This is a genomic window from Pseudomonas azotoformans, from assembly GCF_001579805.1.
GTDB lineage: Bacteria > Pseudomonadota > Gammaproteobacteria > Pseudomonadales > Pseudomonadaceae > Aquipseudomonas > Aquipseudomonas azotoformans_A.
Window position 1 is genome coordinate 2,903,610 of sequence record NZ_CP014546.1, and the last position, 25,461, is coordinate 2,929,070.

Annotated in this window: 21 protein-coding genes; 7 read left to right on the forward strand and 14 right to left on the reverse strand. The window is 61.7% G+C overall.

What is annotated here, in order from left to right; genetic code table 11:
• Nucleotides 1-85: 85 nt before the first annotated feature.
• A complete protein-coding gene (locus AYR47_RS13445) occupies nt 86-868 on the forward strand; it encodes a class I SAM-dependent methyltransferase (RefSeq protein ID WP_033902813.1) in 783 nt (260 codons plus the stop codon).
• 44 nt (nt 869-912) lie between these two features.
• Here AYR47_RS13445 and AYR47_RS13450 read toward each other — a convergent pair whose 3' ends face one another.
• Entirely contained in the window at nt 913-1,566 is a 654-nt protein-coding gene (locus tag AYR47_RS13450) for a TetR/AcrR family transcriptional regulator (RefSeq protein WP_033902812.1), read from the reverse strand.
• Nucleotides 1,567-1,659: 93 nt separating this feature from the next.
• Between AYR47_RS13450 and AYR47_RS13455 the strand changes: the two genes are divergently transcribed.
• The 3 genes from AYR47_RS13455 (at nt 1,660) to AYR47_RS13465 (ending at nt 6,184) form a co-directional block, all read left to right on the forward strand.
• Nucleotides 1,660-2,760, forward strand: a complete 1,101-nt coding sequence (locus tag AYR47_RS13455) for an efflux RND transporter periplasmic adaptor subunit (protein WP_061435528.1) — start codon at nt 1,660-1,662, stop codon at nt 2,758-2,760.
• Nucleotides 2,761-2,766: 6 nt separating this feature from the next.
• Nucleotides 2,767-5,832: an efflux RND transporter permease subunit gene (locus AYR47_RS13460; protein WP_061435530.1), complete on the forward strand. Its 3,066-nt coding sequence runs from the start codon at nt 2,767-2,769 to the stop codon at nt 5,830-5,832.
• 154 nt (nt 5,833-5,986) lie between these two features.
• Complete coding sequence (locus AYR47_RS13465; RefSeq protein WP_061435532.1) at nt 5,987-6,184, forward strand: hypothetical protein; 198 nt, start codon at nt 5,987-5,989, stop codon at nt 6,182-6,184.
• 65 nt (nt 6,185-6,249) lie between these two features.
• Here the strand turns inward: AYR47_RS13465 and AYR47_RS13470 are convergent, their stop codons facing one another.
• The 3 genes from AYR47_RS13470 to plsB are packed head-to-tail and all read right to left on the reverse strand — an operon-like array spanning nt 6,250 to nt 9,952.
• Complete coding sequence (locus AYR47_RS13470; RefSeq protein WP_033902808.1) at nt 6,250-6,939, reverse strand: DUF4197 domain-containing protein; 690 nt, start codon at nt 6,937-6,939, stop codon at nt 6,250-6,252.
• Between the two features lie 40 nt (nt 6,940-6,979).
• Nucleotides 6,980-7,381: a YbaY family lipoprotein gene (locus AYR47_RS13475; RefSeq protein ID WP_033902807.1), complete on the reverse strand. Its 402-nt coding sequence runs from the start codon at nt 7,379-7,381 to the stop codon at nt 6,980-6,982.
• Between the two features lie 51 nt (nt 7,382-7,432).
• On the reverse strand, nt 7,433-9,952 hold the full coding sequence (gene plsB / locus AYR47_RS13480) for a glycerol-3-phosphate 1-O-acyltransferase PlsB (protein WP_061435534.1): 2,520 nt from the start codon (nt 9,950-9,952) through the stop codon (nt 7,433-7,435).
• Nucleotides 9,953-10,134: 182 nt separating this feature from the next.
• On the opposite strand from plsB, the gene AYR47_RS13485 reads away from it, so the two are divergent.
• Nucleotides 10,135-10,344, forward strand: coding sequence for a cold-shock protein (locus AYR47_RS13485; RefSeq protein WP_032891681.1), 210 nt, complete (start codon nt 10,135-10,137; stop codon nt 10,342-10,344).
• Between the two features lie 54 nt (nt 10,345-10,398).
• Here AYR47_RS13485 and AYR47_RS13490 read toward each other — a convergent pair whose 3' ends face one another.
• The 4 genes from AYR47_RS13490 to AYR47_RS13505 form a co-directional block, all read right to left on the reverse strand.
• On the reverse strand, nt 10,399-10,776 hold the full coding sequence (locus tag AYR47_RS13490) for a hypothetical protein (protein WP_033902805.1): 378 nt from the start codon (nt 10,774-10,776) through the stop codon (nt 10,399-10,401).
• A gap of 54 nt (nt 10,777-10,830) precedes the next feature.
• Nucleotides 10,831-11,640 carry a putative RNA methyltransferase gene (locus AYR47_RS13495; RefSeq protein WP_033902804.1) on the reverse strand — a complete coding sequence of 270 codons (810 nt, stop codon included), beginning with the start codon at nt 11,638-11,640 and terminating at the stop codon, nt 10,831-10,833.
• A complete protein-coding gene (dapE, locus tag AYR47_RS13500; RefSeq protein ID WP_061435536.1) occupies nt 11,640-12,791 on the reverse strand; it encodes a succinyl-diaminopimelate desuccinylase in 1,152 nt (383 codons plus the stop codon). Before dapE ends, AYR47_RS13495 begins: the two co-directional genes overlap by 1 nt.
• A gap of 110 nt (nt 12,792-12,901) precedes the next feature.
• Nucleotides 12,902-15,493 carry a glycosyltransferase gene (locus tag AYR47_RS13505; RefSeq protein WP_033902802.1) on the reverse strand — a complete coding sequence of 864 codons (2,592 nt, stop codon included), beginning with the start codon at nt 15,491-15,493 and terminating at the stop codon, nt 12,902-12,904.
• 218 nt (nt 15,494-15,711) lie between these two features.
• Here AYR47_RS13505 and tcdA point away from each other — a divergent pair, with 218 nt between their 5' ends.
• Nucleotides 15,712-16,521 carry a tRNA cyclic N6-threonylcarbamoyladenosine(37) synthase TcdA gene (gene tcdA / locus AYR47_RS13510; protein WP_038849221.1) on the forward strand — a complete coding sequence of 270 codons (810 nt, stop codon included), beginning with the start codon at nt 15,712-15,714 and terminating at the stop codon, nt 16,519-16,521.
• On the opposite strand, the gene AYR47_RS13515 is transcribed toward tcdA, so the two are convergent.
• From AYR47_RS13515 to AYR47_RS13530, 4 genes are all read right to left on the reverse strand, one after another.
• The gene (locus AYR47_RS13515) at nt 16,508-16,924 is read right to left on the reverse strand and encodes a SufE family protein (RefSeq protein ID WP_033902800.1); all 417 of its coding nucleotides are present in this window, start codon (nt 16,922-16,924) and stop codon (nt 16,508-16,510) included. The genes tcdA and AYR47_RS13515 overlap by 14 nt on opposite strands.
• Nucleotides 16,921-18,126 carry an aminotransferase class V-fold PLP-dependent enzyme gene (locus tag AYR47_RS13520; protein WP_061435538.1) on the reverse strand — a complete coding sequence of 402 codons (1,206 nt, stop codon included), beginning with the start codon at nt 18,124-18,126 and terminating at the stop codon, nt 16,921-16,923. The genes AYR47_RS13515 and AYR47_RS13520 overlap by 4 nt, the downstream gene beginning before the upstream one ends.
• A 64-nt stretch (nt 18,127-18,190) precedes the next feature.
• Nucleotides 18,191-19,225, reverse strand: a complete 1,035-nt coding sequence (gene dapD / locus AYR47_RS13525; RefSeq protein ID WP_033902798.1) for a 2,3,4,5-tetrahydropyridine-2,6-dicarboxylate N-succinyltransferase — start codon at nt 19,223-19,225, stop codon at nt 18,191-18,193.
• A 33-nt stretch (nt 19,226-19,258) separates the two neighbouring features.
• Nucleotides 19,259-19,567: an arsenate reductase gene (locus tag AYR47_RS13530; RefSeq protein WP_237142565.1), complete on the reverse strand. Its 309-nt coding sequence runs from the start codon at nt 19,565-19,567 to the stop codon at nt 19,259-19,261.
• A 255-nt stretch (nt 19,568-19,822) separates the two neighbouring features.
• Here AYR47_RS13530 and AYR47_RS13535 point away from each other — a divergent pair, with 255 nt between their 5' ends.
• On the forward strand, nt 19,823-21,466 hold the full coding sequence (locus tag AYR47_RS13535; protein ID WP_061435542.1) for a Na+/H+ antiporter: 1,644 nt from the start codon (nt 19,823-19,825) through the stop codon (nt 21,464-21,466).
• Nucleotides 21,467-21,479: 13 nt separating this feature from the next.
• Here the strand turns inward: AYR47_RS13535 and dapC are convergent, their stop codons facing one another.
• Nucleotides 21,480-22,679 (reverse strand): succinyldiaminopimelate transaminase, encoded by a 1,200-nt coding sequence (dapC, locus tag AYR47_RS13540; protein ID WP_033902795.1) that lies wholly within the window; start codon nt 22,677-22,679, stop codon nt 21,480-21,482.
• A gap of 43 nt (nt 22,680-22,722) precedes the next feature.
• Complete coding sequence (locus AYR47_RS13545) at nt 22,723-25,425, reverse strand: [protein-PII] uridylyltransferase (RefSeq protein ID WP_061435544.1); 2,703 nt, start codon at nt 25,423-25,425, stop codon at nt 22,723-22,725.
• Nucleotides 25,426-25,461 lie beyond the last annotated feature (36 nt).

Genomic DNA, 25,461 nt, shown 5'->3' on the forward strand with positions numbered 1-25,461 from the left:
GACGCTCAGCTCTGGCAAAATACCTGACTGTTGTTTTTATCGGCCGCTGTTTGCCGATCCTTAATATTTTTGAGCGTAGCGATTGATGAGCGAACAACCAGCGGCCAGCCGCATCCAGGTCGAGGCCTTGGGCGAAGCGTTCCAGGGCCGTGCCGAGCAGTGGGCAACACTGCTCGGGTTGCCGATGCGCCTGGCGGATGCGGACTTTTCCCTGCAAGTGGGCGAGCACGGCCTACAGCTGCAACAGCTCGGGCCTGACGCGCCGGGGCCGGTGCGGGTGGACTTTGTCGAAGGCGGCGCGGCGCATCGGCGCCTGTACGGTGGTGGCAGCGGGCAGATGATCGCCAAGGCCGTGGGCATCGCCCAAGGCGTGCGTCCACGGGTGTTGGACGCCACGGCTGGCCTGGGCAAGGACGCCTTCGTGCTGGCCAGCCTGGGCTGCGAGATGAGCCTGATCGAGCGTCAGCCGCTGATCGGCGCCTTGCTTGAGGATGGTCTGGCGCGAGGCGCGGATGATTTTGAGGTAGCGCCGATCGTGGCGCGCATGAAATTGCTCAAGGGCAACTCCATCGACGTGATGCGCGACTGGGAAGGCGAGCCGCCCCAGGTGATCTACCTCGACCCGATGTTTCCACACCGTGAGAAAACCGCCCTGGTGAAAAAGGAAATGCGCCTGTTCCGGCCGCTGGTGGGGGATGATCCGGACGCGCCGGCGCTGTTGGCGGCCGCCCTGGCCCTGGCCAGCCACCGTGTGGTGGTCAAGCGTCCGCGCAAGGCGCCGTGCATCGAAGGGCCTAAGCCGAGCCATGCGCTAGATGGCAAGTCCAGCCGGTATGACATCTACCCCAAGAAAGCGCTCAAGGTTTAAGCGGCAAGCGGCAAGCAAAAGCGCTTTCAACTTGCAGCTTGCAGCTAACCGCTTGCCGCTGCCTCCCTCCTATACGCCCGCATAAACAACCCCACCACCTCCTGCACATGCGCTTCGGCGGCTTCTTCACTCAGTTGCCCGCCGCAGCCATACAGCAAGCAGAAATTCGCCGTGCCCTTGAGCAGGCAGAAAAAATGCTCGGCCGCCGTAAAGGGCTTGTCGATGCTCAGTGCGCCGCTCTGGTCGATCTTGCCGAGCAGGCGTTCCATGCCTTGCAACATGCGCATGGGACCGGCCTCGAAGAAAATCTGCGAGAGTTTCACGTCCTGATTGCCGGTGGTCATCATCAGGCGATGCAGGTTGACCGATTCCTCGCTGTTGATCAGGCGATGGAACCCTCGCGCGATATTCAGCAACACAGTCTCCACGGGCATGCCCGCAGGCAACTCGAAGTACATCACCGGCAGTTGCTCTTCGCACTTGGCCACCACTGCGGCGGTGAACAAGGTCTCTTTGTCGTTGAAGTGGCTGTACACGGTCAGTTTCGACACGCCGGCCTCAAGGGCCACGGCATCCATGCTGGTACTGGCGTATCCATTGCTCAAAAACAGGATTTTCGCTGCTTCGAGGATTGCCTGGCGTTTTGCCATGTCCTTGGGGCGCCCGGGGCTATTGGTGTTTACGGGATTGTCGGACATTTTCACCTTTAATACTGGACTGATGAGTTTGGTATTAATAACATACCCGCCAGTATAATTATTCTTAGCTTCATTTGCGAAAGGTCCTACAGCATGCGCAGTACTTTCCTGCCCTTTGCGTTGCCTGTCAGTCTGGTCTTCCTGTTGGCCGGATGCGGTCATGAAGAAGCGGCCCAGACCACCCTCCGTCCGGCCATGGTGGTGCAGCCACAGCCTTCTGCACAGTCGATGGACAGCTACCCCGGTGAAGTGCGCGCCCGTTATGAGCCAGACCTGGCCTTTCGCATCGGTGGCAAAGTCAGCAAGCGCTTGGTGGAAGAGGGCGAGCGGGTCAAGGCCAATCAGGCGCTGGCCGAACTCGACCCTCAGGACGTGCGCCTGCAACTGGAAGCGACCCGTGCCCAAGTCGCCGCCGCCGAGGCCAACCTTAGCCTGGTGCGCGCCGAGCGTGACCGCTACAAGACCCTGATGGACCGTCAGATGGTCAGCCGCTCCCAGTACGACAATTCCGAAAATCTCTATCGATCCGGTGAGGCCCGTCTCAAGCAGATCAAGGCCGAGTTCGACGTGGCCAGCAACCAGGCCGGCTATGCGGTGCTGCGTGCGCCACAGGACGGGGTGGTGGCCAAGCGTGCGGTGGAAGTCGGCCAGGTGGTGTCCGCCGGCCAGACCGTGTTCACCCTCGCTACCGATGGCGAGCGCGAAGTATTGATCAGCCTGCCGGAGCAGGGTTTTGGTCGTTTCAAGATCGGCCAGCCGGTATCGGTCGAGCTATGGAGCCAGCCCGACCAGCGCTTCAGCGGTCGCATTCGTGAGCTGTCGCCGGCTGCCGATCCAAAGTCGCGTACGTTCGCTGCCCGTGTGGCGTTTACCGGCGGCAAGGTCCCGGCCGAACTGGGCCAGAGCGCCCGGGTGTTCATACAGGTCGACGGCGATATTCCACTCTCGGTCCCACTATCGGCCCTCAGCGCGGAGAACGGTGCGTCCTACGTGTGGCGTGTACAGCCAGACAACACCCTCAAGCGCACACCCGTGCGCATCGGTGCCTTCGGAGAAAAAACCGTGCCGGTACTGGAGGGTTTGAGCGCCACGGATTGGGTCATTGCTGCGGGTGTGCATGTGCTCCATGAGGGCCAGCAAGTGCGCCCGGTGGATCGCTCCAACCGTGTGGTGAATCTGGCGGCCAAGGAGTAGTCCCCGATGGGTTTCAATCTTTCCGAATGGGCGTTGCGTAATCGCCAGATCGTACTGTTCCTGATGATCCTGCTGGCAGTGGTCGGCACCTTGTCCTACTCCAAGCTGGGACAAAGCGAAGACCCGCCGTTCACCTTCAAGGCCATGGTGATCAAGACCAACTGGCCCGGCGCCACGGCCCAGGAAGTCTCGCGGCAAGTCACCGAACGCATCGAGAAAAAACTCATGGAGACCGGTGAGTACGAGCGCATCGTCTCGTTCTCGCGCCCCGGCGAATCCCAGGTCACCTTCATGGCCCGTGACTCCATGCATTCGGCGCAGATTCCCGAGCTGTGGTACCAGGTGCGCAAGAAGATCAGCGATATCCGCCAGACCTTGCCGCCGGATATCCAGGGGCCGTTCTTCAACGATGAATTCGGCACCACCTTTGGCAATATCTACGCCCTGACCGGCGACGGCTTTGATTACGCCGTGCTCAAGGACTACGCCGACCGTATCCAGATTCAGCTGCAGCGCGTGGCGGATGTGGGCAAGGTCGAGCTGCTGGGCCTGCAAGACGAGAAGATCTGGATCGAGCTGTCCAACCTCAAGCTGGCCACCCTGGGTTTGCCGTTGGCGGCGGTACAGCAGGCGTTGCAGGAACAGAACGCCGTCTCCACTGCCGGTTTCTTCGAAACCCCGAGCGAGCGTGTGCAGCTGCGCGTGTCGGGCAACTTCAAGAGCGTGGAAGAGATCCGCAACTTCCCGATTCGCGTAGGTGATCGAACCTTCCGCATCGGCGACGTGGCCGACATCCACCGTGGCTTCAATGACCCACCGGCACCGCGCATGCGCTACATGGGCGAAGACGCGATCGGCCTGGCCGTGGCCATGCGCGACGGCGGCGATATCCTGGTATTGGGCAAAGCCCTGGAAGGCGAATTCGCACGCCTGCAGAAGAACCTTCCGGCCGGCATGGAGCTGCGCAAGGTGTCGGACCAACCGGCAGCGGTGAAAACCAGTGTCGGCGAATTCGTGCAGGTACTGGCCGAAGCGCTGGCCATCGTGTTGCTGGTGAGTTTCTTCTCCCTCGGCGTGCGTACCGGCATGGTGGTGGCCCTGGCGATTCCGCTGGTGCTGGCGATGACGTTTGCCACCATGTATTACCTCGGTATCGGCCTGCACAAGATTTCCCTCGGCGCATTAGTGCTGGCGTTGGGTTTGCTGGTGGACGACGCGATCATTGCCGTGGAAATGATGGCGATCAAGATGGAACAGGGTTACGACCGGCTCAAGGCCGCGAGCTTTGCCTGGACCAGCACTGCGTTCCCGATGCTCACCGGTACGCTGATCACCGCAGCGGGCTTCCTGCCGATTGCCACCGCGCAATCGAGTACCGGCGAATACACCCGTTCGATCTTCCAGGTGGTGACCATTGCCTTGCTCGCCTCCTGGGTGGCTGCGGTGGTGTTTGTGCCGTATCTGGGGGAAAAACTCCTGCCGGACCTGGCGAAGATTCATGCCGCCAAGCACGGCACCGATGGTCCGGATCCCTACGGCACACCTTTCTATCAGCGAGTAAGACGCTTGGTGGAGTGGTGCGTGCGTCGGCGTAAAACCGTGATTGTCCTGACCCTGTTGCTGTTTATCGGCTCGGTGGCGCTGTTCCGTTTTGTGCCGCAGCAGTTCTTCCCGGCTTCTGGCCGTCTGGAGCTGATGGTCGATCTGAAGCTGGCCGAAGGGGCTTCCCTGAGCAACACCGCCGACCAGGTCAAGCGCCTGGAAGCCTTGCTCAAGGAACACGCGGGCATCGACAATTACGTGGCTTACGTCGGCACCGGTTCGCCGCGTTTCTACTTGCCGCTGGATCAACAACTGCCAGCCGCCAGCTTTGCCCAGTTTGTTGTGCTGGCCAAAACCATCGAGGAGCGTGAAAGCCTGCGCACCTGGCTGATCGAAACCCTCAACGAACAATTCCCCGACCTGCGCTCAAGGGTCACGCGCCTGGAGAACGGCCCGCCCGTGGGCTACCCAGTGCAGTTCCGTGTGACCGGCGAACATATTGAAGAAGTCCGCGCCCTGGCTCGGAAAGTTGCGGCGAAGGTTCGCGAAAATTCCCACGTGGTCAACGTGCACCTGGACTGGGAAGAACCGAGCAAGATCGTCTACCTCAATATCGATCAGGATCGCGCCCGTGCCCTTGGTGTGAGCACGGCCAACCTGTCGAAATTCCTGCAGAGTTCGTTGACCGGCTCCAGCGTCAGCCAATACCGCGAGGACAACGAATTGATCGAGATCCTCCTGCGCGGCACCGTGCATGAACGCACCGAGCTGTCGTTGCTGCCCAGCCTGGCGGTGCCGACCGACAATGGCAAAAGCGTAGCGCTGTCGCAGATTGCCACCCTTGAATACGGTTTCGAGGAAGGCATCATCTGGCACCGCAACCGCTTACCCACGGTGACCGTGCGCGCTGACATCTATGGCAAGGAACAGCCGGCGACGCTGGTCCAGCAGATTCTGCCGACCCTTGAAGGCGTACGTGCCGAACTGCCGGATGGCTACCTGCTGGACGTTGGCGGCACAGTCGAGGACTCGGCCCGTGGCCAGAACTCGGTCAAAGCCGGCGTGCCGCTGTTTATCGTGGTGGTGCTGACCCTGTTGATGCTGCAACTGCGCAGTTTCTCACGCACGGCCATGGTGTTCCTGACAGCGCCGCTGGGGCTGATCGGTGTGACGCTGTTCCTGCTGGTATTCCGCCAGCCGTTCGGCTTTGTGGCCATGCTGGGGACTATCGCGCTGTCCGGGATGATCATGCGTAACTCGGTGATCCTGGTGGATCAGATCGAACAGGACATCAAGGCGGGCCTGGCGCCCTGGCAGGCAATCATCGAGGCGACCGTCCGACGTTTCCGCCCGATTGTGCTGACAGCCCTGGCGGCGGTGCTGGCCATGATTCCGCTGTCACGCAGTGTGTTTTTCGGGCCCATGGCCGTGGCGATCATGGGCGGATTGATTGTGGCGACGGCGCTGACGTTATTGTTTTTACCGGCCTTGTACGCAGCCTGGTTCCGGGTCAAGCCACCGGCCGTGTAAAGAGTTGTCGTAGGGGATTTCACAAAGAAGCTAAGGAGGCGGGAACGCTTCCAAGGCGGGGGCCACTCATTGATTACCTGATTGCCAGGTCTTTCGCCGGTAGGGCTTCACCCCTGCCGGTGGGAGCTTAAATCTGATGATTCAAGGAGTGCTCATGAAAATTGATATCAATGTCAGCTCTTCCCGGTCCGCGTGCAACAGCAACCCCTGCGGACCCAGCAAGCCTGAACCGGCCAAGCCTGACCCTTGCAAGGACTCTTGCAAGCCCGGCAAGAGCCTGGCCATCGGCTTCGGTGTCATGCCCCTGGGCATGATCGCGTTTGGTGGTTTTGGCCTAGGAAAGTTCTTCTGATCGTAGAAGATCCGCTTGAAGCCAGGCAGGTGAGCCCCCCACACCTGCCTGGGTTTATTTTCGGTTTACAGCGCGCCGAAGACTTTCTTCGCCAGGCTGGTCGCGGCGGCCGCAGGGTTCTCGCGAATGGTTTCTTCCTGCTTGGCAATCATCTTGAACAACCCGTCCAGCGCCTGTTCGGTCACGTAGTTTTCGACGTTGGCGCTCTTGGCATCCACTGCACCAAAGGCCGCGGCTTTGCCGGCCAGGGCGTTGTATTGCTGGGCGACGCCGACCTTGTCGGTTGCGGCCTTGACGATCGGCAGGAACTTGGCGCGGATCTGTTCGCGGCTGCTTTTGTTGAGGTACTGGGTAGCTGAGTCCTGACCGCCACTGAGAATGCCCTTGGCGTCCGTCACGCTCATGTTTTTCACGGCGTTGACCAGGATCGGCTGGGCCTGGGTCACGGCGGTTTCGGCGGCCTTGTTCATGCTGGTTTCCAGCTGGGTCACCTGGTCGCCCATGCCGAACATTTTCAGTTTGTCGGCAACTTTGCCCAGCTTGCCAGGCAGGCCTATTTTCACTTCCGGGTTGTTGCTGAAACCACCGGGTACGCCCAGTTGCTTCACGGCGATCTGCGCGCCTTGGGTCAGGGCGTCCTTGAGGCCGCCGCTGGCGTCGCCCTGGGACAGGCTGCTCAAGTCCAGGGCCATGGCGTTGGCGCCGAACAGCAGGCCGGCACACAGGGCAGTAAGACGAAGGGAGTTACGGAGCATGGGCGCTTCCTTTTTGATCTGGCTTAAATTCTAGAGACTGTCAGTGTGCGACAGCATCAACCCGCAGGCGCAACGGTTGCACGTCCTGGCCGTTGAGCTGCACAGCGTGCCGTTCGGTGGTGATAAACAGTAGCTTGCCCTCCACTTCGATGCGAGCGCTCACCGAATAAGTGTGGCCGGGTTTGACTTGCGCCGGGTCGTAGCTCAGGTGAAACGGCAGCGGCACCTGGCCTTTGACCGGGCCTTTCTGCTCGGCCAGGGTCACGGCCGGGGCGTCCATCAACGACACGTCTTGCAGGCTGACGCTCAAGGTCGCGGTCGGTGGCAGGGCGATGCGTTGCAGGTAGAACACTTCGCCATCAAGGCTGGCTTTGGGGGCAGGGCTCATGGATTGGCAGGCTCCGAGCAGGGCAGTCAGGCCCAGGAGGATGATCTTTTTCATGGTGTTGCTCCTTTTCAACGGCGCCGGAATCCCTCCGGCGCCTCTTTAAATCTAGCGGGTTTCTTCAGGTGCAGTGGCTTCGGGTTCGACCGGTGCTTCAGCGGCGCCATCAACACGATGCAACGCCACCTGGCGGATCGACAGGCGAATCTCCGCCGGCAACACGCGCTTGGCCGCGCCTTCGGCCAGTTCGCCGAGCAGGTCGTGATAACTCAGCTTGCCGGCCTCGTCGCGGCGCAACACATCTTGCTCCAGCAAGGTCTGGATGAAATGTCGGAAAAGGCTCTTGTCGAAGAATTCCGGGGCGTTGAGGCCATGCAGGATCGACAGGCGCTGGGCCATGATCGTGCACAGGTCTTCCAGCTCTTCGGCGCTGATGCTGTTCTGGCCACTGTTGAGCAGCAGCGAAATCGCCATGTAGAAACGTTGCAGGGTCTGGGCAATGCTCTTGGACAGCAAGGTCAACAGCACAAAGTGCCGCGAGCTTGGCGCCGGGCGCAGGTACACATTGTTTTCGAAACGCAGCAGGCCTTGTTCGACGAAGGCCTCCAGCCATTGGTCGATCACCGTGTCCAGTTCTTCCAGCGACCAACGAATGAACAGCTCCGATTGCAGGTACGGGTACAGCGCGTGGGTGTAGCGCAGGATCTGGTCGCGGCTCATCCGCGAGCTGCTCTGGAAGAAGCTCGCCAGCAGCGCCGGCAGGGCAAAGATGTGCAGCACGTTGTTGCGGTAATAAGTCATCAGGACGGCATTCTGCTCGTCCAGGTACAGGATCTTACCCAGTGCGTCGCTCTGTTCCGACAGCAGGTCCATGTCCTTGACGTGCTTGATCAGCGCCAGGCCATCGCCTTCCGGCAGAGTGGTATGGGGCGAGTAGGGCACGCGGCGCAGCAGCGCCAGGTACAGGTCCAGCTGGCGCGCCATGGCCTGTTCATCCAAGGCCAGGCGGGTGGTGGACAGCAGCGCCAGAGCCACCAGGTTCACCGGGTTCACCGCCGCTGCTTCATTCAAGTGGCGCGCCACCTGTTCGCCAAGGCGGTTGGTGGTTTCGTTGAGCCAGGCGGGTTTATAGTTCGGGCCCAGTTCCTGGGAACGCCAGTCCGGTTGTTCGTTGTCGAGGAATTCGGCCAGCTTGATCGGCTCGCCGAAGTTGACCGCGACCTGGCCAAAGCGCTGCTTGAGCGCGCCGATCACTTTGAAGATGTCGAAGATCGATTCTTTCTTCTTGCTCGCGCCGCGCAGCTCGCCCAGGTAGGTGCGGCCTTCGAGTACGCGCTCATAACCGATGTACACCGGCACGAACACGATTGGCATGCGCGAGGAGCGCAAGAAGCTGCGCAGGGTGATCGCCAACATCCCGGTCTTCGGCTGCAACATGCGCCCGGTGCGTGAGCGACCGCCCTCGACGAAGTACTCCACCGGGAAACCCTTGGTAAACAGGGTGTGCAGGTATTCGTTGAACACTGAGGTGTACAGCGGGTTGCCCTTGAAGGTGCGGCGCATGAAAAACGCACCGCCACGGCGCAGCAGGCTGCCGATCACCGGCATGTTCAGGTTGATCCCGGCGGCGATGTGCGGCGGGGTCAGGCCGTTCTTGAACAGCAGGTAGGACAGCAACAGGTAGTCGATGTGGCTGCGGTGGCAAGGCACGTAGATCACCTCGTAACCCTGGGCAACCTTTTGCACACCTTCGATGTTATTGACCTTGATGCCGTCGTAGATCTTGTTCCAGAACCAGCTCAACACCACTTCGAGGAAGCGGATCGCTGTGTAGGTGTAGTCCGAGGCGATCTCGTTGCCGTAGCGCAGGGCCTGGGCCTTGGCTTTTTCCGGGCTGATCTTCTCCCGCTCGGCCTCATCGGCAATGGCCTGGCGCACCAGCGGCATGTTGACCAGGCCCTTCACCAGGTTGCGCCGGTGTGACAAATCCGGACCGATGACCGCCGTCTTCAGGTTACGAAAGTGCACGCGCAGGATGCGTTGGGCCATGCGCACGGTGCGTTCGTGGCCTTTATTGTGCTCGATCAATTCACGCAGGTTGATAGGCGCAGAGAATTGCACCCGGGTCTTGCGACCGAGGATCAAGATGCTCAACAGCCGGCGTAGACGCCCGGTGACGGCCCAGCTGTCGGCAAACAACAGCTTCCACGGGCTGGACTCGCTCTCGGGGGATTGGCCCCAGAACACGCTCACGGGAATGATTTGTGCATTCTCTTCCGCGTGTTCGGTGAGGGTGTTGACCAAGCGGGTCAGAGTGGGTGGCGCCCCGCGCTTGTCCTGGCGACCGAGCCAGTCCGGTTCCGGTGTGAGGTAGAAGAACGCCGCCGGTTCCATCAACGGGCCGACCGATACCGGCAGCACCGGGCGTGGCAGACCGGCCTTGGTGCACTCGGCGTCGACCACGGCCAATTCGGTGAGGGAGGGCGATTGCAGGACGTAGAACACCGGCCGGCTGCGGTCCAGGTTAAGGGTCAGGGACGACTGGTTGATCGTCTCCGAGCGAACCCAGAGGTACAACAGTCGGCGCAAGGTGCCGAACACTAGACGGCGGAACGGGGAACGGGTCATAGGCGTGCTGCTTCAAGTGGAAAAAACCGAGCAGGCGCTCGGGCGGGTAGTGTGCCGTATTCGCCGAAAATCGGCAAAAAAGCAGCGATGTAAACTTGAGTTGATCGTTTTTGAGCCTGTCTTATACTCGGCAGTTCAATGCGAGCGACTCAACAATAAAAATGCATGTGGGAGTAAGACAGATGGCAACGCGTGAAACCGGCAATGTGAAGTGGTTCAACGATGCAAAAGGTTACGGGTTTATCCAGCGTGAAGATGGCAAGGATGTGTTTGTGCACTATCGCGCCATTCGCGGTGACGGCCACCGCTCTCTGGCTGAGGGCCAGCAGGTGGAATACGCCGTGGTGACCGGCGAGAAGGGGTTGCAGGCGGAGGATGTGGTCGGTCTGTAAGGCCGAGCGGCAAGCTGCAAGCTACAAGCTTTTGACTTGCAGCTTGCCGCTGCTTTAAGCCGTTTTCCAGGTGATCTGCTCTTCACCGTCCTCGCTGATGCGAATCCAGGTATCAGCGCTTTCTTCACCTTCTTCCTCAACCCAAGTCCCCGGCGCGCAACGCACTTCCACGTTCAGCGCAGCAAACGCAGCGCGGGCGCAGGCGATGTCGTCATCCCACGGCGTCTGGTCGCTTTCCAGGTACAGGCTGTTCCATTTACCGACGGCTTTGGGCAGCCAGGTAACCGGCACATTGCCGGCCTTGCATTTGTAGGTCTGGCCTCTCTGGACCCAGTCGGAGCACGGGCCCAGGGCGGCGCCCAGCCAGGCGGCGATGGCCTTGTGGTCGACGTCGGCGTCCTTCAGGTAAATCTCGATATCGGGTTGGCGCATGGATGTTCCTCGTTGCGGGATTCGAAAATCCATTCGCGGATGCTGGAAAGTCAGTTATTGAAGCACGAAATAGTCGTAGCGCATCGACACAGTGACCACCAGCGGCTCGGCCGCTTCGATCACCTGTGCACGGCGCTCGGCGCTGGCACGCCAACCGTGGGGTGTCATGGCTAGCAGGTTGGCGCGGTCCTGGGGCTCGGCCAGGCTCAGGGTGAATTCCAGCGTCTCGCTGTGCGCCAGGCTCATGCCGTCCGGCACCAGAGCCAGGTGCTTGTCGTCGGTGTACTCGCGCACTTCGTCGTACAGGCGTTCGCGCAGCTCCATCAGGTGGCCGCTGGTCGGGCCGACCTTCATCAAGCCGCCGCCGGGGCTGAGCAGGCGCTTGGCCTCTTCCCAATCCAATGGGCTGAACACGCTGGCGAGAAACTGGCAGCTGCCTGACGCCAACGGCACTCGGGCCATGCTGGCGATCAACCAGGTCAGCGACGGGGTGCGCTTGCACGCCCGCTTGACCGCTTCCTTGGAGATATCCAACGCGTAGCCGTCGGCGTGGGGCAGGGCGTCGGCGATCTGCGCGGTGTAGTAACCCTCGCCGCAACCGATGTCGACCCAGCGCTGCGGTGCGCGCTCGGCGGCCAGTTCGGCCAGGCGCCTGGCCACCGGGGCGTAGTGCCCGGCGTTGAGGAAGTCGCGGCGCGCTTCTACCATCGCCAGGTTATCGCCGGGGTCGCGGCTGTTCTTGTGCTGCACCGGCAACAGGTTCAGGTAACCCTGGCGTGCGCGGTCGAAACGGTGTCCGGCCGGGCACGCCACGCCATTGTCCACCGCGTTCAGCGGTGCGCTGCAAAGGGGGCACGCGAGCATCAGGCGAGCAACTTGATCAGGGTCTGGTAGTAGATTTCGGTCAGCACATCGAGGTCGCTGGCCAGAATGCGTTCGTTGACCTGGTGGATCGTCGCGTTGACCGGGCCCAGCTCAACCACCTGGGTGCCGAGGGTGGCGATGAAACGTCCGTCCGAGGTACCGCCACTGGTGGACGCCTGGGTCTCACGCCCGGTGATCGCCTTGATGCTGGCCGAGACTGCATCCAGCAGCGCGCCCGGCTCGGTGAGGAACGGCAGGCCCGACAGCGCCCACTCCACGTGCCAGTCCAGGCCGTGTTTGTCGAGGATCGCCGCAACGCGCTGCTGCAGGCCTTCAACAGTGGATTCAGTGGAGAAACGGAAGTTGAACACCGCCGTCAGGTCACCCGGAATCACGTTGGTCGCGCCGGTGCCGGAATTGAGGTTGGAGATCTGGAAGCTGGTCGGCGGGAAGAAGGTGTTGCCGTCGTCCCAATGTTCGGCGGCCAATTCGGCCAGTGCCGGCGCAGCCAGGTGGATCGGGTTCTTCGCCAGGTGCGGGTAGGCCACGTGGCCTTGCACGCCGCGTACGGTCAGGGTCGCGCCAAGAGAGCCGCGACGGCCGTTCTTGACCACATCGCCGACCAGGGTGGTGCTCGACGGTTCGCCGACGATGCACCAGTCCAGGCGCTCCTTGCGCGCTGCGAGGCGTTCGATCACGGCTTTGGTGCCATGGTGCGCCGGGCCTTCTTCATCGCTGGTGATCAGGAAGGCTACCGAGCCCTTGTGGTCCGGGTAGTCGGCCACAAAACGCACCGACGCCACCAGCATCGCCGCCAGGCTGCCTTTCATGTCCGCCGCGCCACGCCCGCAGAGCATGCCGTTTTCATCGATCAACGCGTCGAATGGGTCGTTCTGCCAGGCCTGCACCGGGCCGGTCGGCACCACGTCGGTGTGGCCGGCGAAGCACAGCACCGGGCCTTCGTGCTTGCCGTGGGTGGCCCAGAAGTTGTCCACGTCTTCGATGCGCATTGGCTCAAGCGCAAAACCGGCGTCGCCCAGGCGCTGCATCATCAGCTTCTGGCAATCGGCGTCGATCGGCGTGACCGACGGACGACGGATCAGGTCGATGGCAAGTTGAAGGGTCGGCGAAAGGTCGGCATGGGCCGTCATGGGGGGAACTCCGGAGCTTTTATAAATGAGCAGGCAAGGCGCACAAAACGGCCGTTATCTTATAGCAAAACGGCGGCCAGAGGCCGCCGTTTAGTGCATTGCGCAAGTTTTTACGCCGCTGGCGCGGGTTCCGGCGCCGCCGCAGGTTTAGGCAGCGAAGACAGGAACGCCATGATCAGTGCCGCCACATACGGCAGCGACTGCACCAGCAACATCACCACCCAGAAGCGGATGTCATTGCTTGGCAGGCCCTGCACCAGGTAAATCCCCAGCGCCGCGCCCCACAACAGCAGCATGATGAACATTTCTTCGCGCGCTTCGGAAATCGCCACCCAGAAACCATGGTTATCCGCGTTTTTGGGGGTACGGAAGAACGGGATACTGGTGGTGAAGAAGCCATACAGCACCGCCTTGGCGATGGTGTGCGACAACGCCAGCCCGGCCAGGGCCGCACAGAATGCATCCTTCAAGTTCACGCCTACCGCACGACGGTAGAGGAAGATGATCTTGCCGACCTTGAACACAAACAACGCCAACGGCGGGATCGCGAAAATCAGCAGCGGCGGGTCAACCCGCGTCGGCACGATGATCATTGCCGCCGACCACAACAACGCGCCGACGGTGAAGAAGATGTTCATGCCATCCGCCACCCACGGCAACCAGCCCGCTAGGAAGTGGTAGCGCTGGCCACGGGTCAGCTCGGTGTCCTTGCCGCGCAAGAGGCTTGCGGTGTGACGCTTGATGATCTGGATCGCGCCGTAGGCCCAGCGGAAACGCTGTTTCTTGAAGTCGATAAAGGTATCCGGCATCAAGCCCTTGCCGTAGCTGTCGTGGTAATACGCCGCCGACAGGCCTTTCTCGAATACGCGTAGGCCCAGTTCGGCATCTTCGCAGATACACCAGTCGGCCCAGCCCAGTTCTTCAAGCACCGAGCGACGGGTCATGGTCATGGTGCCGTGCTGGATGATCGCGTCACGGTCGTTGCGAGTGACCATGCCGATATGGAAGAAGCCCTTGTATTCCGCGTAGCAGAGCTTCTTGAAGGTGCTTTCGTTCTGGTCGCGATAATCCTGCGGCGACTGCACCACGGCGATTTTCGGGTCGGCGAAGTGCGGCACCATATGCTTGAGCCAGTTCGGCGACACGCAGTAGTCCGAGTCGATCACCGCGATCACTTCGGCGTCCTTGGCGGTGTGCGGAATCAGGTAGTTCAGCGCGCCACCCTTGAAACCGGCCAGGGGCGCGACGTGGAAGAACTTGAAGCGCGGGCCCAGGGTTTCGCAGTAGTCGCGCACCGGTTCCCATACCGCCGGGTCTTTGGTGTTGTTGTCGATGATCAGGACTTCGTAGTCCGGGTAATCCAGGGCGGCCAGGGCGTCGAGGGTCTGTTTGACCATCTCCGGCGGCTCGTTGTAGCACGGCACATGGATCGACACTTTCGGACGGTAGTCCGAATCCCCCTCGACCGGCAGGAATTCACGCCGACGCTTGTGGGTCCACACCGCTTCCGCCAGTTCGTGGGCTTCGGTCAGCAACACGATAAACACGCCGAGCGCGCCGAGGGCGAGCAGGATGCCCACGGTGACGCTGAACCAGGTGCTGTATTGCTGGCTGTAGTCGTAGCCGATCCACACCAGCACCGAACCGCAGAGGAACGCGATAAAGGTCAGGAAGGTGCGACCACGCTGGCGCAGGGCCGAGCCGTCGATCATCAGCAGGGTCAGGGACAGCAGGGCCAGCACCACCGAACCAATGGCCAGCACGCGCCATTGCGGGATTGCGACCACGGGCCCTTCAAAGTTGAATTTCTGCTGGCGTGCGGCGTTGTACACGCCCCAGTAAGCGCCCGCCGAGCCTTCGTCGCTGACTTTCCACGGCTGATCGAAGGCCTCGATCACAAAGTAGTTGAAGCCCTGGCGGTTCAGTTTGTTCACCAGCGTGCGCAGGTAGATCGCCTGGTCGGCGGGGGAGGTTTCATTGCCCCCGCGCATGCGGCCGTTGCTCGGCCAACCGACTTCCGACAGCAGCAGCGGTTTTTTCGGGAAGAGTTTCTTCAGGTCGCGGGCACGGTCGAGTACGTATTGGCCGGCCTTGTCCATCGGGATGTATTCCCAGAACGGCAGGATGTGCGCGGCGATCAGGTCGACGTGCTTGGCCAGTTGCGGGTTTTTCTCCCAGATGTGCCATTGCTCGGACGTGGTCACCGGCACTTTCACGGCGGCGCGCACCCGGTCCAGCAGCACGATCAGCGCTTCTGGGGTGATTTCTTCACGGAACAGCGCTTCGTTGCCGACCACCACCCGCACCACACTGCGCGAGCTGTTGGCGATTTCGATGGCGCGCTGGATTTCCCGCTCGTTGCGCTCAAGGTCCGGGCTGATCCAGATCCCCAGGGTCACACGCAGGCCGAATTCTTCCGCCAGTTTGGGGATATCCCCCAGAGTGCCGTCGACCGAGTAGGTACGGATGTTGTCCGTCAGCTTGCTCATGATCTCGAGGTCGCGACGCATCTGGTCGTCGGTCGGGTACTGGTCTTTCTGCGGGTACTGGCCTTGCTGGAACGGCGAGTAGGAAAAACCGGAGATCTGTTCAGGCCAGTTGGGGGTGGTGACGGGGCGGTTGATCAGCGCCCAGAAACCGGTGAACAGCGCGGCGATTGCCAGCACGATCACCAGGTTGAGTCCAAATTTACGCGATGCCATGGCTATTTCGGGTTCCAAAGGGTGTGGAACGAAAAGAGGTGTCGGCCTGCGCCGAACGGCGCGCATCCTACACCGGCCCTTCCCTGACCGTACAGCAAGCAGAGAAAAACCGGACATTAGTCAGCGAAAGGCCATCTTAGTTCTTAACTTGTAGCTTGAAGCTTCGAACTTGTCGCTGCGTAGCCCTATAATGCGCGCCGGTTTTTGGGGTAATGGTCATGAGCACAGAAGATCCGCGGTTTGCAGGCGTCGCCCGCTTGTATGGCATTGAAGGCCTGGAACGCTTGAAAGCAGCCCATGTGGCTATTGTCGGCGTTGGCGGCGTAGGCTCCTGGGCGGCGGAAGCCGTGGCCCGTTGCGGGGTGGGCGAGATTTCGCTGTTTGACCTGGATGACGTCTGCGTGAGCAACAGCAACCGTCAGTTGCACGCGCTGGACAGCACCGTGGGCAAGCCCAAGGTCGAGGTGATGGCGGAGCGCCTGCGCGGCATCAACCCGGATTGCACCGTGCATGCGGTGGCGGATTTCGTGACCCGCGACACCATGGCCGAATACATCACGCCGGACATCGATTGCGTGATCGACTGCATCGACGCGGTCAACGCCAAGGCCGCGCTCATCGCCTGGTGCAAGCGTCGCAAGATCCAGATCATCACCACCGGCGGCGCCGGCGGGCAGATCGACCCGACGTTGATCCAGGTCTGCGACCTGAACCGCACCTTCAATGACCCGTTGGCCTCGAAAGTGCGCTCGACCCTGCGCCGCGACTACAACTTCTCCCGTACCGTGACCCGCCATTACAGCGTGCCGTGTGTGTTTTCCACCGAACAGCTGCGTTATCCCAAGCCGGACGGCAGCATCTGTTTGCAGAAGAGTTTTGTCGGGGATGGCGTGAAGCTGGACTGCGCGGGCGGTTTTGGTGCGGTGATGATGGTGACGGCCACGTTCGGCATGGTGGCGGCCACCAAGGCGGTGGACAAGATTGTGGCCGGAGTGCGCCGGCCTTCCGAGCGGGTCAAGGCGTCGTAACGGCGCTCAGTTGCCGCATGCGCTGCAGCACGGCATTCAGGCCATTGCTGCGCGACGGTGACAGTTGGCGGGACAGCCCCAACTGTGCAAACCAGTCAGGCAGATCCACCGCCTGCAATTCTGCGGCGGACAGGCCATTGACCCGCGCCAGCAGCAACGCCACCAACCCACGAATCATCCGTGCGTCGCTGCTGGCGGCGAACTGCCAGTGGCCATCGCGCAATTCTGCGACCAGCCACACCAGGCTTTCGCAGCCCTGTACGAGATTGGCGTCGACTTTATCCTCATCGGCCAGGGCAGGCAGACGCTCGCCCCATTGCATCAGCATCCGCGCGCGCTGCTCCCAACTGCCGACGGCCTGAAACGCCTCAAGTGCGGCTGCGGCATCCACCGGTAAGCTCATCGCAGCATATCCAACGCTTGATCCAGCGCTTCAAAGAAGCGTTCCAGGTCATCGGAATCGTTATACAGCGCCAGGGACACGCGAATCGCCCCTGACAGATGCATCGCCTTGAGCAACGGCATGGCGCAGTGATGCCCGGCGCGTACGGCAATGCCTTGCTCGGTCAGCAGGTGCGCGAGGTCGGCGTTATGCACGCCATCGACCACAAAGCTGACCAACGCCACCTGGGGCGAACCCAGCACGTGCACGCCATTGCGCGCCTTGAGCCCGCGCAACAGGTAGTCATGCAACGCCGCTTCATGGGCGATCACTGCCGGCTGATCCAGCGAACTCAAGTAATCCAGGCTGGCGCCCAGGCCGATCACGCTGGCAATCGGCGGGGTGCCGGCCTCAAAGCCCAGCGGCGCCGGGCGGAAGCTGGCGCTGTGGTAATCGGCCTGTTGCACCATCTCGCCGCCGAACTGCCAGTGGCGTACGTGGTGCAGCGCTTCATTGCGACCAAACAGCACACCGACGCCGTCCGGGCCATACAGTTTGTGGCTGGAAAACACATAGAAGTCGCAACCCAGCGCCTGCACGTCGTGACGACCATGGACGATGCCTTGGGCGCCGTCGATCACGGTCAGGGCGCCGTGGGGCTGGGCGAGTGCCAGCAGGGCTTCCAGTGGCTGCCAGGCGCCGAGCACGTTGGACAGCTGGCTCACTGCGAGTAATCGCGTGCGCGGGCCGATCAGCTCGGCAGCGGCAGCCAGGTCGATCACGCCGTTATCATCCAGTGGCAGTACCACTAGGTTCAGTGCGCGACGCTTGGCCAGTTGCTGCCAGGGCAGCAGGTTGGCGTGGTGTTCCAGGGCGCTGATGACAATCTCATCGCCCGCATTGAATAAGTGCTCAAGGCCATAGGCCAAGAGGTTCAGCGCAGAAGTTGCGCCGTGGGTGAACACGATCTGCCCGCTGTCGCCTGCATTCAACCACTGTGCGACCTTGCTGCGGCTGTCTTCGAACGCCTGGGTCGCATGGGCGCCTGGCAAATGCTGGGCGCGGTGCACATTGGCTGCGCCGTTGGCGTAGTAATGGCTGATGGCATCCAACAAAGCCTGGGGTTTTTGCGTGGTGGCGGCGTTGTCCAGGTAGGTCTGGTCTTGCCGTTGCAGGGTGGCGATGGCCGGAAAGTCGGCGCGCCAGGGGGAGGGCACTAGCATGGTGTTCAAGACTCGTATAAGCGAGCCCCAGGGTCGGGGCCCGCTAGGGGCATCGAGTGGCTGCTTAGTTGTGAGCGTGCAGCGCTTCGTTCAGTTCGATGGCCGATTTGTGGGTTTTGCACTCCACGGCACCGGTCTCGGAGTTGCGGCGGAACAGCAGGTCCGGTTGGCCGGCCAGTTCGCGTGCCTTGACCACTTTGACCAGTTGGTTCTGCTCGTCCAGCAGCGCAACCTTGGTGCCGGCGGTGACGTACAGGCCCGATTCCACGGTGTTACGGTCGCCCAACGGGATACCGATACCGGCGTTGGCGCCGATCAGGCAGCCTTCGCCAACCTTGATCACGATGTTGCCGCCGCCCGACAGGGTGCCCATGGTGGAGCAACCGCCGCCCAGGTCCGAACCCTTGCCGACGAATACGCCTGCCGATACACGACCTTCGATCATGCCTGGGCCTTCGGTGCCAGCGTTGAAGTTGACGAAACCTTCGTGCATCACGGTGGTGCCTTCGCCCACATAGGCACCCAGGCGGATGCGTGCTGCGTCAGCGATACGCACACCGCTCGGCACCACGTAGTCGGTCATTTTCGGGAACTTGTCCACCGAGAACACTTCCAGCAGTTCGCCACGCAGGCGGGCTTCCAGCTGGCGTTCGGCCAGTTCGTTGATGTCGATCGCGCCCTGGCTGGTCCAGGCCACGTTCGGCAGCTGCGGGAACACACCGGCCAGGCTCAGGCCGTGGGGCTTGACCAGGCGGTGGGACAGCAGGTGCAGCTTGAGGTAGGCCTCAGGCGTGGAGGTCAGTGCAGCGTCTTCGGCCAGCAGGGTGGCGACCAGCGGCGTGTGGCTTTCGGCCAGGCGGTTGAGCAGCGCGGCTTGGGTAGCGTCGACATTCTTGAGCGCATCAGCCAGTTGCAGCGCTTGGCTGATGGTGAAGGTGATCGCCTGGTTGCCTTCGGTGTAGCCGAGGATCGGCGCGATGGCTGCGACGATTTCTGCCGACGGGTTGAGCAGCGGTTGTGCGTAAAACACTTCCAGCCAAGCACCTTGGCGGTTCTGAGTGCCGACGCCGAAGCCCAGGCTGAACAGGGAATTGGACATGCTGTTACCTCTACAAAAATGGAAAGGGCTGGCCTACTTGAGGGCCGCCGAATAACTATCTGGCTTGAAGCCAATCAGGGTTCTGTCACCGAGATCAAGCACCGGGCGCTTGATCATCGAGGGTTGTGCGAGCATCAATTCAATGGCTTTCGACTGATCGAGATCGGCTTTGCGTTCGTCTTCGAGTTTGCGAAAGGTGGTGCCCGCACGGTTCAAAACCACCTGCCAACCGTGCTCGTCGCACCATTGGGTCAAGTGTTCGCGGTCGATACCGGCCGTTTTGTAGTCGTGGAACTCATAGTTGGCGCCGTGCTCATCGAGCCAGGTGCGCGCCTTTTTCATGGTGTCGCAGGCTTTGATGCCGAAAAGGTGCAACGTTTTGCTTGAAGCGGTCAAGGAATTGCCCCCCTTTGGACCAAGTAGAAACGAAAGGTCACGGATTATGCCACGACCAGCGCGTTTGGGTGCCGCTCGTCAGCGCTGTGCGACTTTTGTGCAAAAGCCAGCGAGTAACATAGCCGGGTAATATGGCACTTCAACGGCCAGTTGTTGCCTGATGTGTGTCGTTGCAAGTCGATTGTCCGGGAAAACCGCGTTATGCAAACCGCCTACACCGTTCTTATCCTGCTGATGCTGGTCAGCGTTTCGCGTCTGGTCGGGCGTGTCATTCCTCTGCCGTTGCCTCTGGTGCAGATTGCCGCCGGTGCCTTGCTGGCCTGGCCGACGCTGGGATTGCATGTGGCGCTGGACCCCGAGTTGTTCCTGTTTCTGTTCCTGCCGCCGTTGCTGTTCTCCGATGGCTGGCGTATGCCCAAGCGCGAGTTGTGGCGGCTGCGCGGGCCGATCCTGACGTTGGCGGTGGGCCTGGTGCTGTTTACCGTGGTGGGCGCCGGTTACTTCATCCATTGGATCTTGCCAACTATCCCGTTGCCGGTGGCCTTCGCCCTGGCGGCCGTGTTGTCGCCGACGGATGCCGTGGCGGTGTCGGCCATTTCCCAGAATCGCTTGCCCACGCCGCTGATGCACATGCTCCAGGGCGAGGCCTTGATGAATGATGCTTCGGGCCTGGTGACCTTCAAGTTCGCCCTGGCGGCGGCGCTGACCGGGGTGTTTTCCCTGGCGGATGCCAGCCTCACATTCGTCTTGGTGGCTGTCGGTGGCCTGGCAGTCGGCGTGGCCCTGAGCTGGCTGGTCGGCCGTTTGCGCGCGTGGATGATCGCCCGTGGCTGGGACGACCCGGCCACCCACGTGGTGTTCATGTTGCTGCTGCCGTTTGCGGCCTATGTGCTGGCCGAACGCTTGGGTGCATCGGGCATTTTGTCGGCGGTGGCGGCGGGCATGATGCAAAGCTGGCTCGACCTGTTGCCGCGCCAGACCAGCACGCGCCTGCTCAATCGCAGCGTGTGGTCGTTGCTGGAGTTCGCCTTCAACGGTTTGATCTTCCTGCTGCTGGGCCTGCAACTGCCAGACATCATCAAGGCAGTCGTCAGTCACGAGACGACGTTGTGGCCAACCCTGTTTTATCGCTGCCTGGATGTCATCGCGATCTTCCTGGTGCTGGTGGTGCTGCGCTTTATCTGGGTGCAGAGCATCTGGCGGTTGTCGGGCTTGCTGCGCAGGTTGCGTGGCAAAAGCGAACTGACGCTGGTGCCGACTGCGCGTTCCTGCTGGCTGTTGACGGTCGGCGGCGTGCGCGGTGCGGTGACGTTGGCGGGTGTGATGTCGGTGCCGTTGTTGCTGGCGCCGGGGCAGGATTTTCCCGAGCGTGACCTGCTGATTTTCATCGCGGCAGGCGTGATTCTGTTGTCGCTGGTCGCCGCCTGTATCGCGTTGCCGCTACTGTTGCGTGGCATCGAAAAAAGCCCGGACGAAAAACGCCACAAGGAAGTGCGCGAAGCCTGGAAGAGGACTGCCGTTGCGGCCATCCACGCGCTTGAAGCGCAGGAACCGGCAGACGCCGAAACCCAGGACGCCGCTCAAGCCGCGCTTGCCACGGAGCTCAAGGCACGGCTGATGTCGGAATATCGCCATCAATTGGACGTGTTCAACGACTCCGCCGAAGCCCAGGCCTTGGCGCAGCAGATGGACCTGCTGGAGCGCAAACTGCGGCTCAAGGCCCTGCGGGCGCAGCGGTTGGAGTTGTACAGTTTGAGTCGTCATCACCAGATTGGTGATGACGTTTTGAGGGAGGTGCTGGCGGAGTTGGATATGAGTGAGGCGAACCTAGGTCAGGTGAAGTGACCCTGATCGCGCCTTAGCGGCGACGTTGGATAAAGTCGCGGATCCGCTCCGCCGCTTCCACGCACTCCGCCAACGGCGCAACCAGCGCCATGCGCACACGGCCGGCGCCAGGGTTGAAGCCGTCCACTTCCCGTGACAGGTACGAACCCGGCACGACGGTCACGTGTTCTTCCACGAACAGGTCACGGCAGAACGCGGCGTCGTCGCCATTCACATTCGGCCACAAATAGAAGCCGCCATCCGGGCTCTCTACGTCCAGCACTGGCTTGAGAATCGCCAACACCGCGTCGAATTTTTCGCGATACAAGTCACGATTGGCGAGCACGTGGGCTTCATCCTGCCAGGCCGCAATGCTCGCCAGCTGTGTCTGCACCGGCATCGCGCAACCGTGGTAGGTGCGGTACAGCAGGAACGCCTTGAGGATGTCGGCGTCGCCGGCCACGAAACCGGAGCGCAGGCCCGGCAGGTTGGAGCGCTTGGACAGGCTGTGGAACACCACGCAGCGCTTGAAGTCCTGGCGGCCGAGTTCGACGCAGGCGCTCAACAGGCCGGGTGGCGGGGTTTGTTCGTCGAAGTACAACTCGCTGTAGCACTCGTCGGCGGCGATGACGAAGTCGTATTCGTCGGCCAGGGCGATGAGTTTTTTCAGGGTGTCGACCGGGATCAGTGCGCCGGTCGGGTTGCCGGGCGAGCACAGGAACAGGATCTGGCAGCGTTTCCAGATGTCTGGCGTCACGGCGTCGAAGTCCGGGTTGAAGCCATTGGCGTCCAGGCACGGCAGGTAGTGCGGCTTGGCCCCGGCGAGGAACGCGGCGCCTTCGTAGATCTGATAGAACGGGTTCGGGCTGACTACCAGCGCGTCGTCGCCACGGTTGACCACGGTTTGGGTGAAGGCGAACAGCGCTTCACGGGTGCCGTTGACCGGCAGGATGTTGCGCGCCGGGTCGAGCCAGCCCTTGGGCACGTTGAAGCGGCGTTCGCACCAGGCACCGATAGCTTCGCGCAGGGCCGGGATGCCCAGCGTGGTCGGGTACACGGCCATCTGGTCGAGGTTGTTGCTCAATGCTTCGGCCACGAAAGTGGGCGATTTATGTTTCGGTTCGCCGATGGAGAGCGCGATCGGGCGCTTGTCCGGGTTCGGCGTGACGCTGCCGAGCAGGGCGCGAAGTTTCTCGAACGGGTAGGGCTGGAGCTGGTTCAGAGCGTTGTTCATCGGTGGATCTCGTGCAAGGCGTTAAAAACTGGGGCGGCGCTTTTCAAATGGTCAGGCGTGTCAGCTCGACGCCGGGTTCCTGGGTGACACTCAACTGCTGGACGATGGCTTCCTGCAGGCGCAGGCACAGTTCCGGGTCGGACAGCGGCTGGTTGTCGGCATCTGTGATGAAGAACACGTCTTCCACGCGCTCGCCGAGGGTCGCGATCTTGGCGTTTTGCAACGACAGGTCGAACTCCAGGAAAATCCCGCCGATGCGGGCCAGCAGGCCCGGACGATCCGGGGCGCTGAGTTCCAGTACCGTCACCGGCCGCTGGGCGTCATTGGAAATGGTCACCTGTGGCGCAAACGCAAAGTGCTTGAGTTGGCGCGGTACCCGACGCTGGATGATGGTCGGGTAGTCGTCAGGGTTGCGCAGGGCCTCGGTCAGGCCTTCGCGGATCTTTTTCACGCGTGCCGGGTTGTCGCCAATCGAGTCGCCATCGGTGTCGAGCACGATATAGGTGTCGAGGGTGAACTGGCTGCTGGAGGTGATAACGCGGGCGTCATGGATGTTCAGGTTGAGCTGGTCCATGGCTGCCACGGTCACGGCGAAGAAGTCGTGCTGGTCCGGCGCGTAGATGAAAATCTGCGTGCCGCCTTCGAATTCGCGCTGGGTGGTTTCCTTGATCAGCACCAGCGGGCCGCCATCGGCGGGCTGTTGCAGGATTGCGTCGGTGTGCCAGGCGACATCGCCGGCGGTGTGGCGCAGGAAGTAATCGTCACCCAGCTGCGACCACAACTGCTCGACGTCGTCCGGGTCGTTACCGCCGCGCACCAGAATGTCCAAGGCCGCGCTTTGGGTGCGGCGGATCTGCTCTTCGCGGTCCACCGGGTTCTCCAGGCCACGGCGCAGGGCGCGCTTGGTCTCGGTGTACAGCTGGCGCAACAGGCTGGCACGCCAGGAGTTCCACAGCGTCGGGTTGGTGGCGTTGATGTCTGAGACGGTCAGCACGTACAGATAGTCGAGGCGGGTTTCATCGCCGACGATCTGCGCAAAGTCGTGGATCACCTGCGGGTCGGACAAGTCCTTGCGCTGGGCGGTGGTCGACATCACCAGATGGTTCTGCACCAGCCAGACGATCAGGCGGCTGTCCCACACGGGCAGTTGGTGGCGTTGGCAGAACGCCTCGGCGTCAACCGCGCCCACCTCAGAGTGGTCGCCATGCCGACCCTTGCCGATGTCGTGGTACAGGCCGGCCAGGTAGATCAGCTCGGGCTTGGGCAGCTTGGCCATGAGTTTGCTGGCCAGCGGGAATTTCTCTGACACTTGCGTGTACTGAAGCTTACGCAGGTGCTTGATCAGGTTCAGGGTGTGCGCGTCCACGGTATAGATGTGGAACAGGTCGTGCTGCATCTGCCCGACGATAAAACCGAACTCCGGCAGATAGCGCCCGAGGATGCCGTAACGGTTCATGCGTCGCAGGTTGCGGTGGATACCGATCTTGCACTTGAACAGCTCGATGAACAGGCTGGTGTTGCGGATGTCGTTGCGGAAATCGTCGTCGATCAGGTGACGGTTCTCCCGCAGCAGGCGGATGGTGTCGGCGCGCACGCCTTTGATTTCCGGCTGCTGGGCCATCAGCACGAAGATTTCCAGCATGGCGAACGGTGTGCGGCGGAACACGTTGTCGTTGCGCGCCTCGATATAGCCGTCGTGCAGTTGGAAGCGCGCGTTGATCGGCTGCGGCGGCGCTTCGTCTTCGGGGGCCAGGATCACCTCTTCGAAGTGCTGGATGATCAGGTCGCTGAGCTGGGCAATGCTCATGACCACCCGGTAATACTGCTGCATGAAGCTTTCGATGCTGGTCTTCGCGTCCTCGCCCTCAAAGCCCAGCAGGGTGGCGATGGAGCGCTGGTGGTCGAACAGCAGACGGTCCTCGGAGCGCCCGGCGAGCATGTGCAGGGCGTAGCGCACTTTCCACAGGAACTCCTGGGACGAGGCCAGCAGGGCGTTTTCGCTCTCTACCAGGAAGCCCTCGCCAGCCAGGGCGCGCAGGTTCAGGGTGCCGTACTGGCGACGGGCAACCCACAAAATCGTCTGGATATCCCGCAGGCCACCGGGCGAGCCTTTGACGTTGGGTTCCAGGTTGTATTCGGTGTCGTTGTACTTGTGGTGCCGGGCCTTCTGTTCGGCACGCTTGGCCAGGAAGAAGTCCTTGCTCGGCCACATGTGTGCGGTGCTGGTGACTTCGAGCATGCGCTGGCGCAGGCGCTCGGGGCCGGCAATGGTGCGGCTTTCCATGAGGTTGGTGATGACGGTGAGGTCGGCGCGGGCCTCTTCGGCGCATTCGTCGACCGAGCGCACGCTTTGGCCGACTTCCAGGCCGATGTCCCACAACAGCGTCAGAAAACGCTCGATGGAATCGCGAAAGATCTCATGATCGGCGCTGTCCAGCAGGATCAGCAGGTCGATGTCCGAGTAGGGATGCAGCTCGCCGCGCCCATAGCCGCCGACCGCCACCAGGGCGATATCGGCGTCTTCACTCCAACTGAACTGTTCCCAGGCCTTTTGCAGGATGTTATCGACGAACCAGGCGCGGTCCTCGATCAGTCGGCGGATGTCCCGGCCGCTGCGAAAGCGCTCGTCGAGCACCTCGCGGGCCTGGCGGATAGCCTTCTTGAATGCGGCGATAGGGCTCGCCTTCAGGGCCAGTTCGGCCTGGAACTGGCCACGGTCGAAGAGTTCGGGGTCCACCTGGGGCATCGATCGGCTTTCCTTTCTATCTAGTAAGTCAGTGAC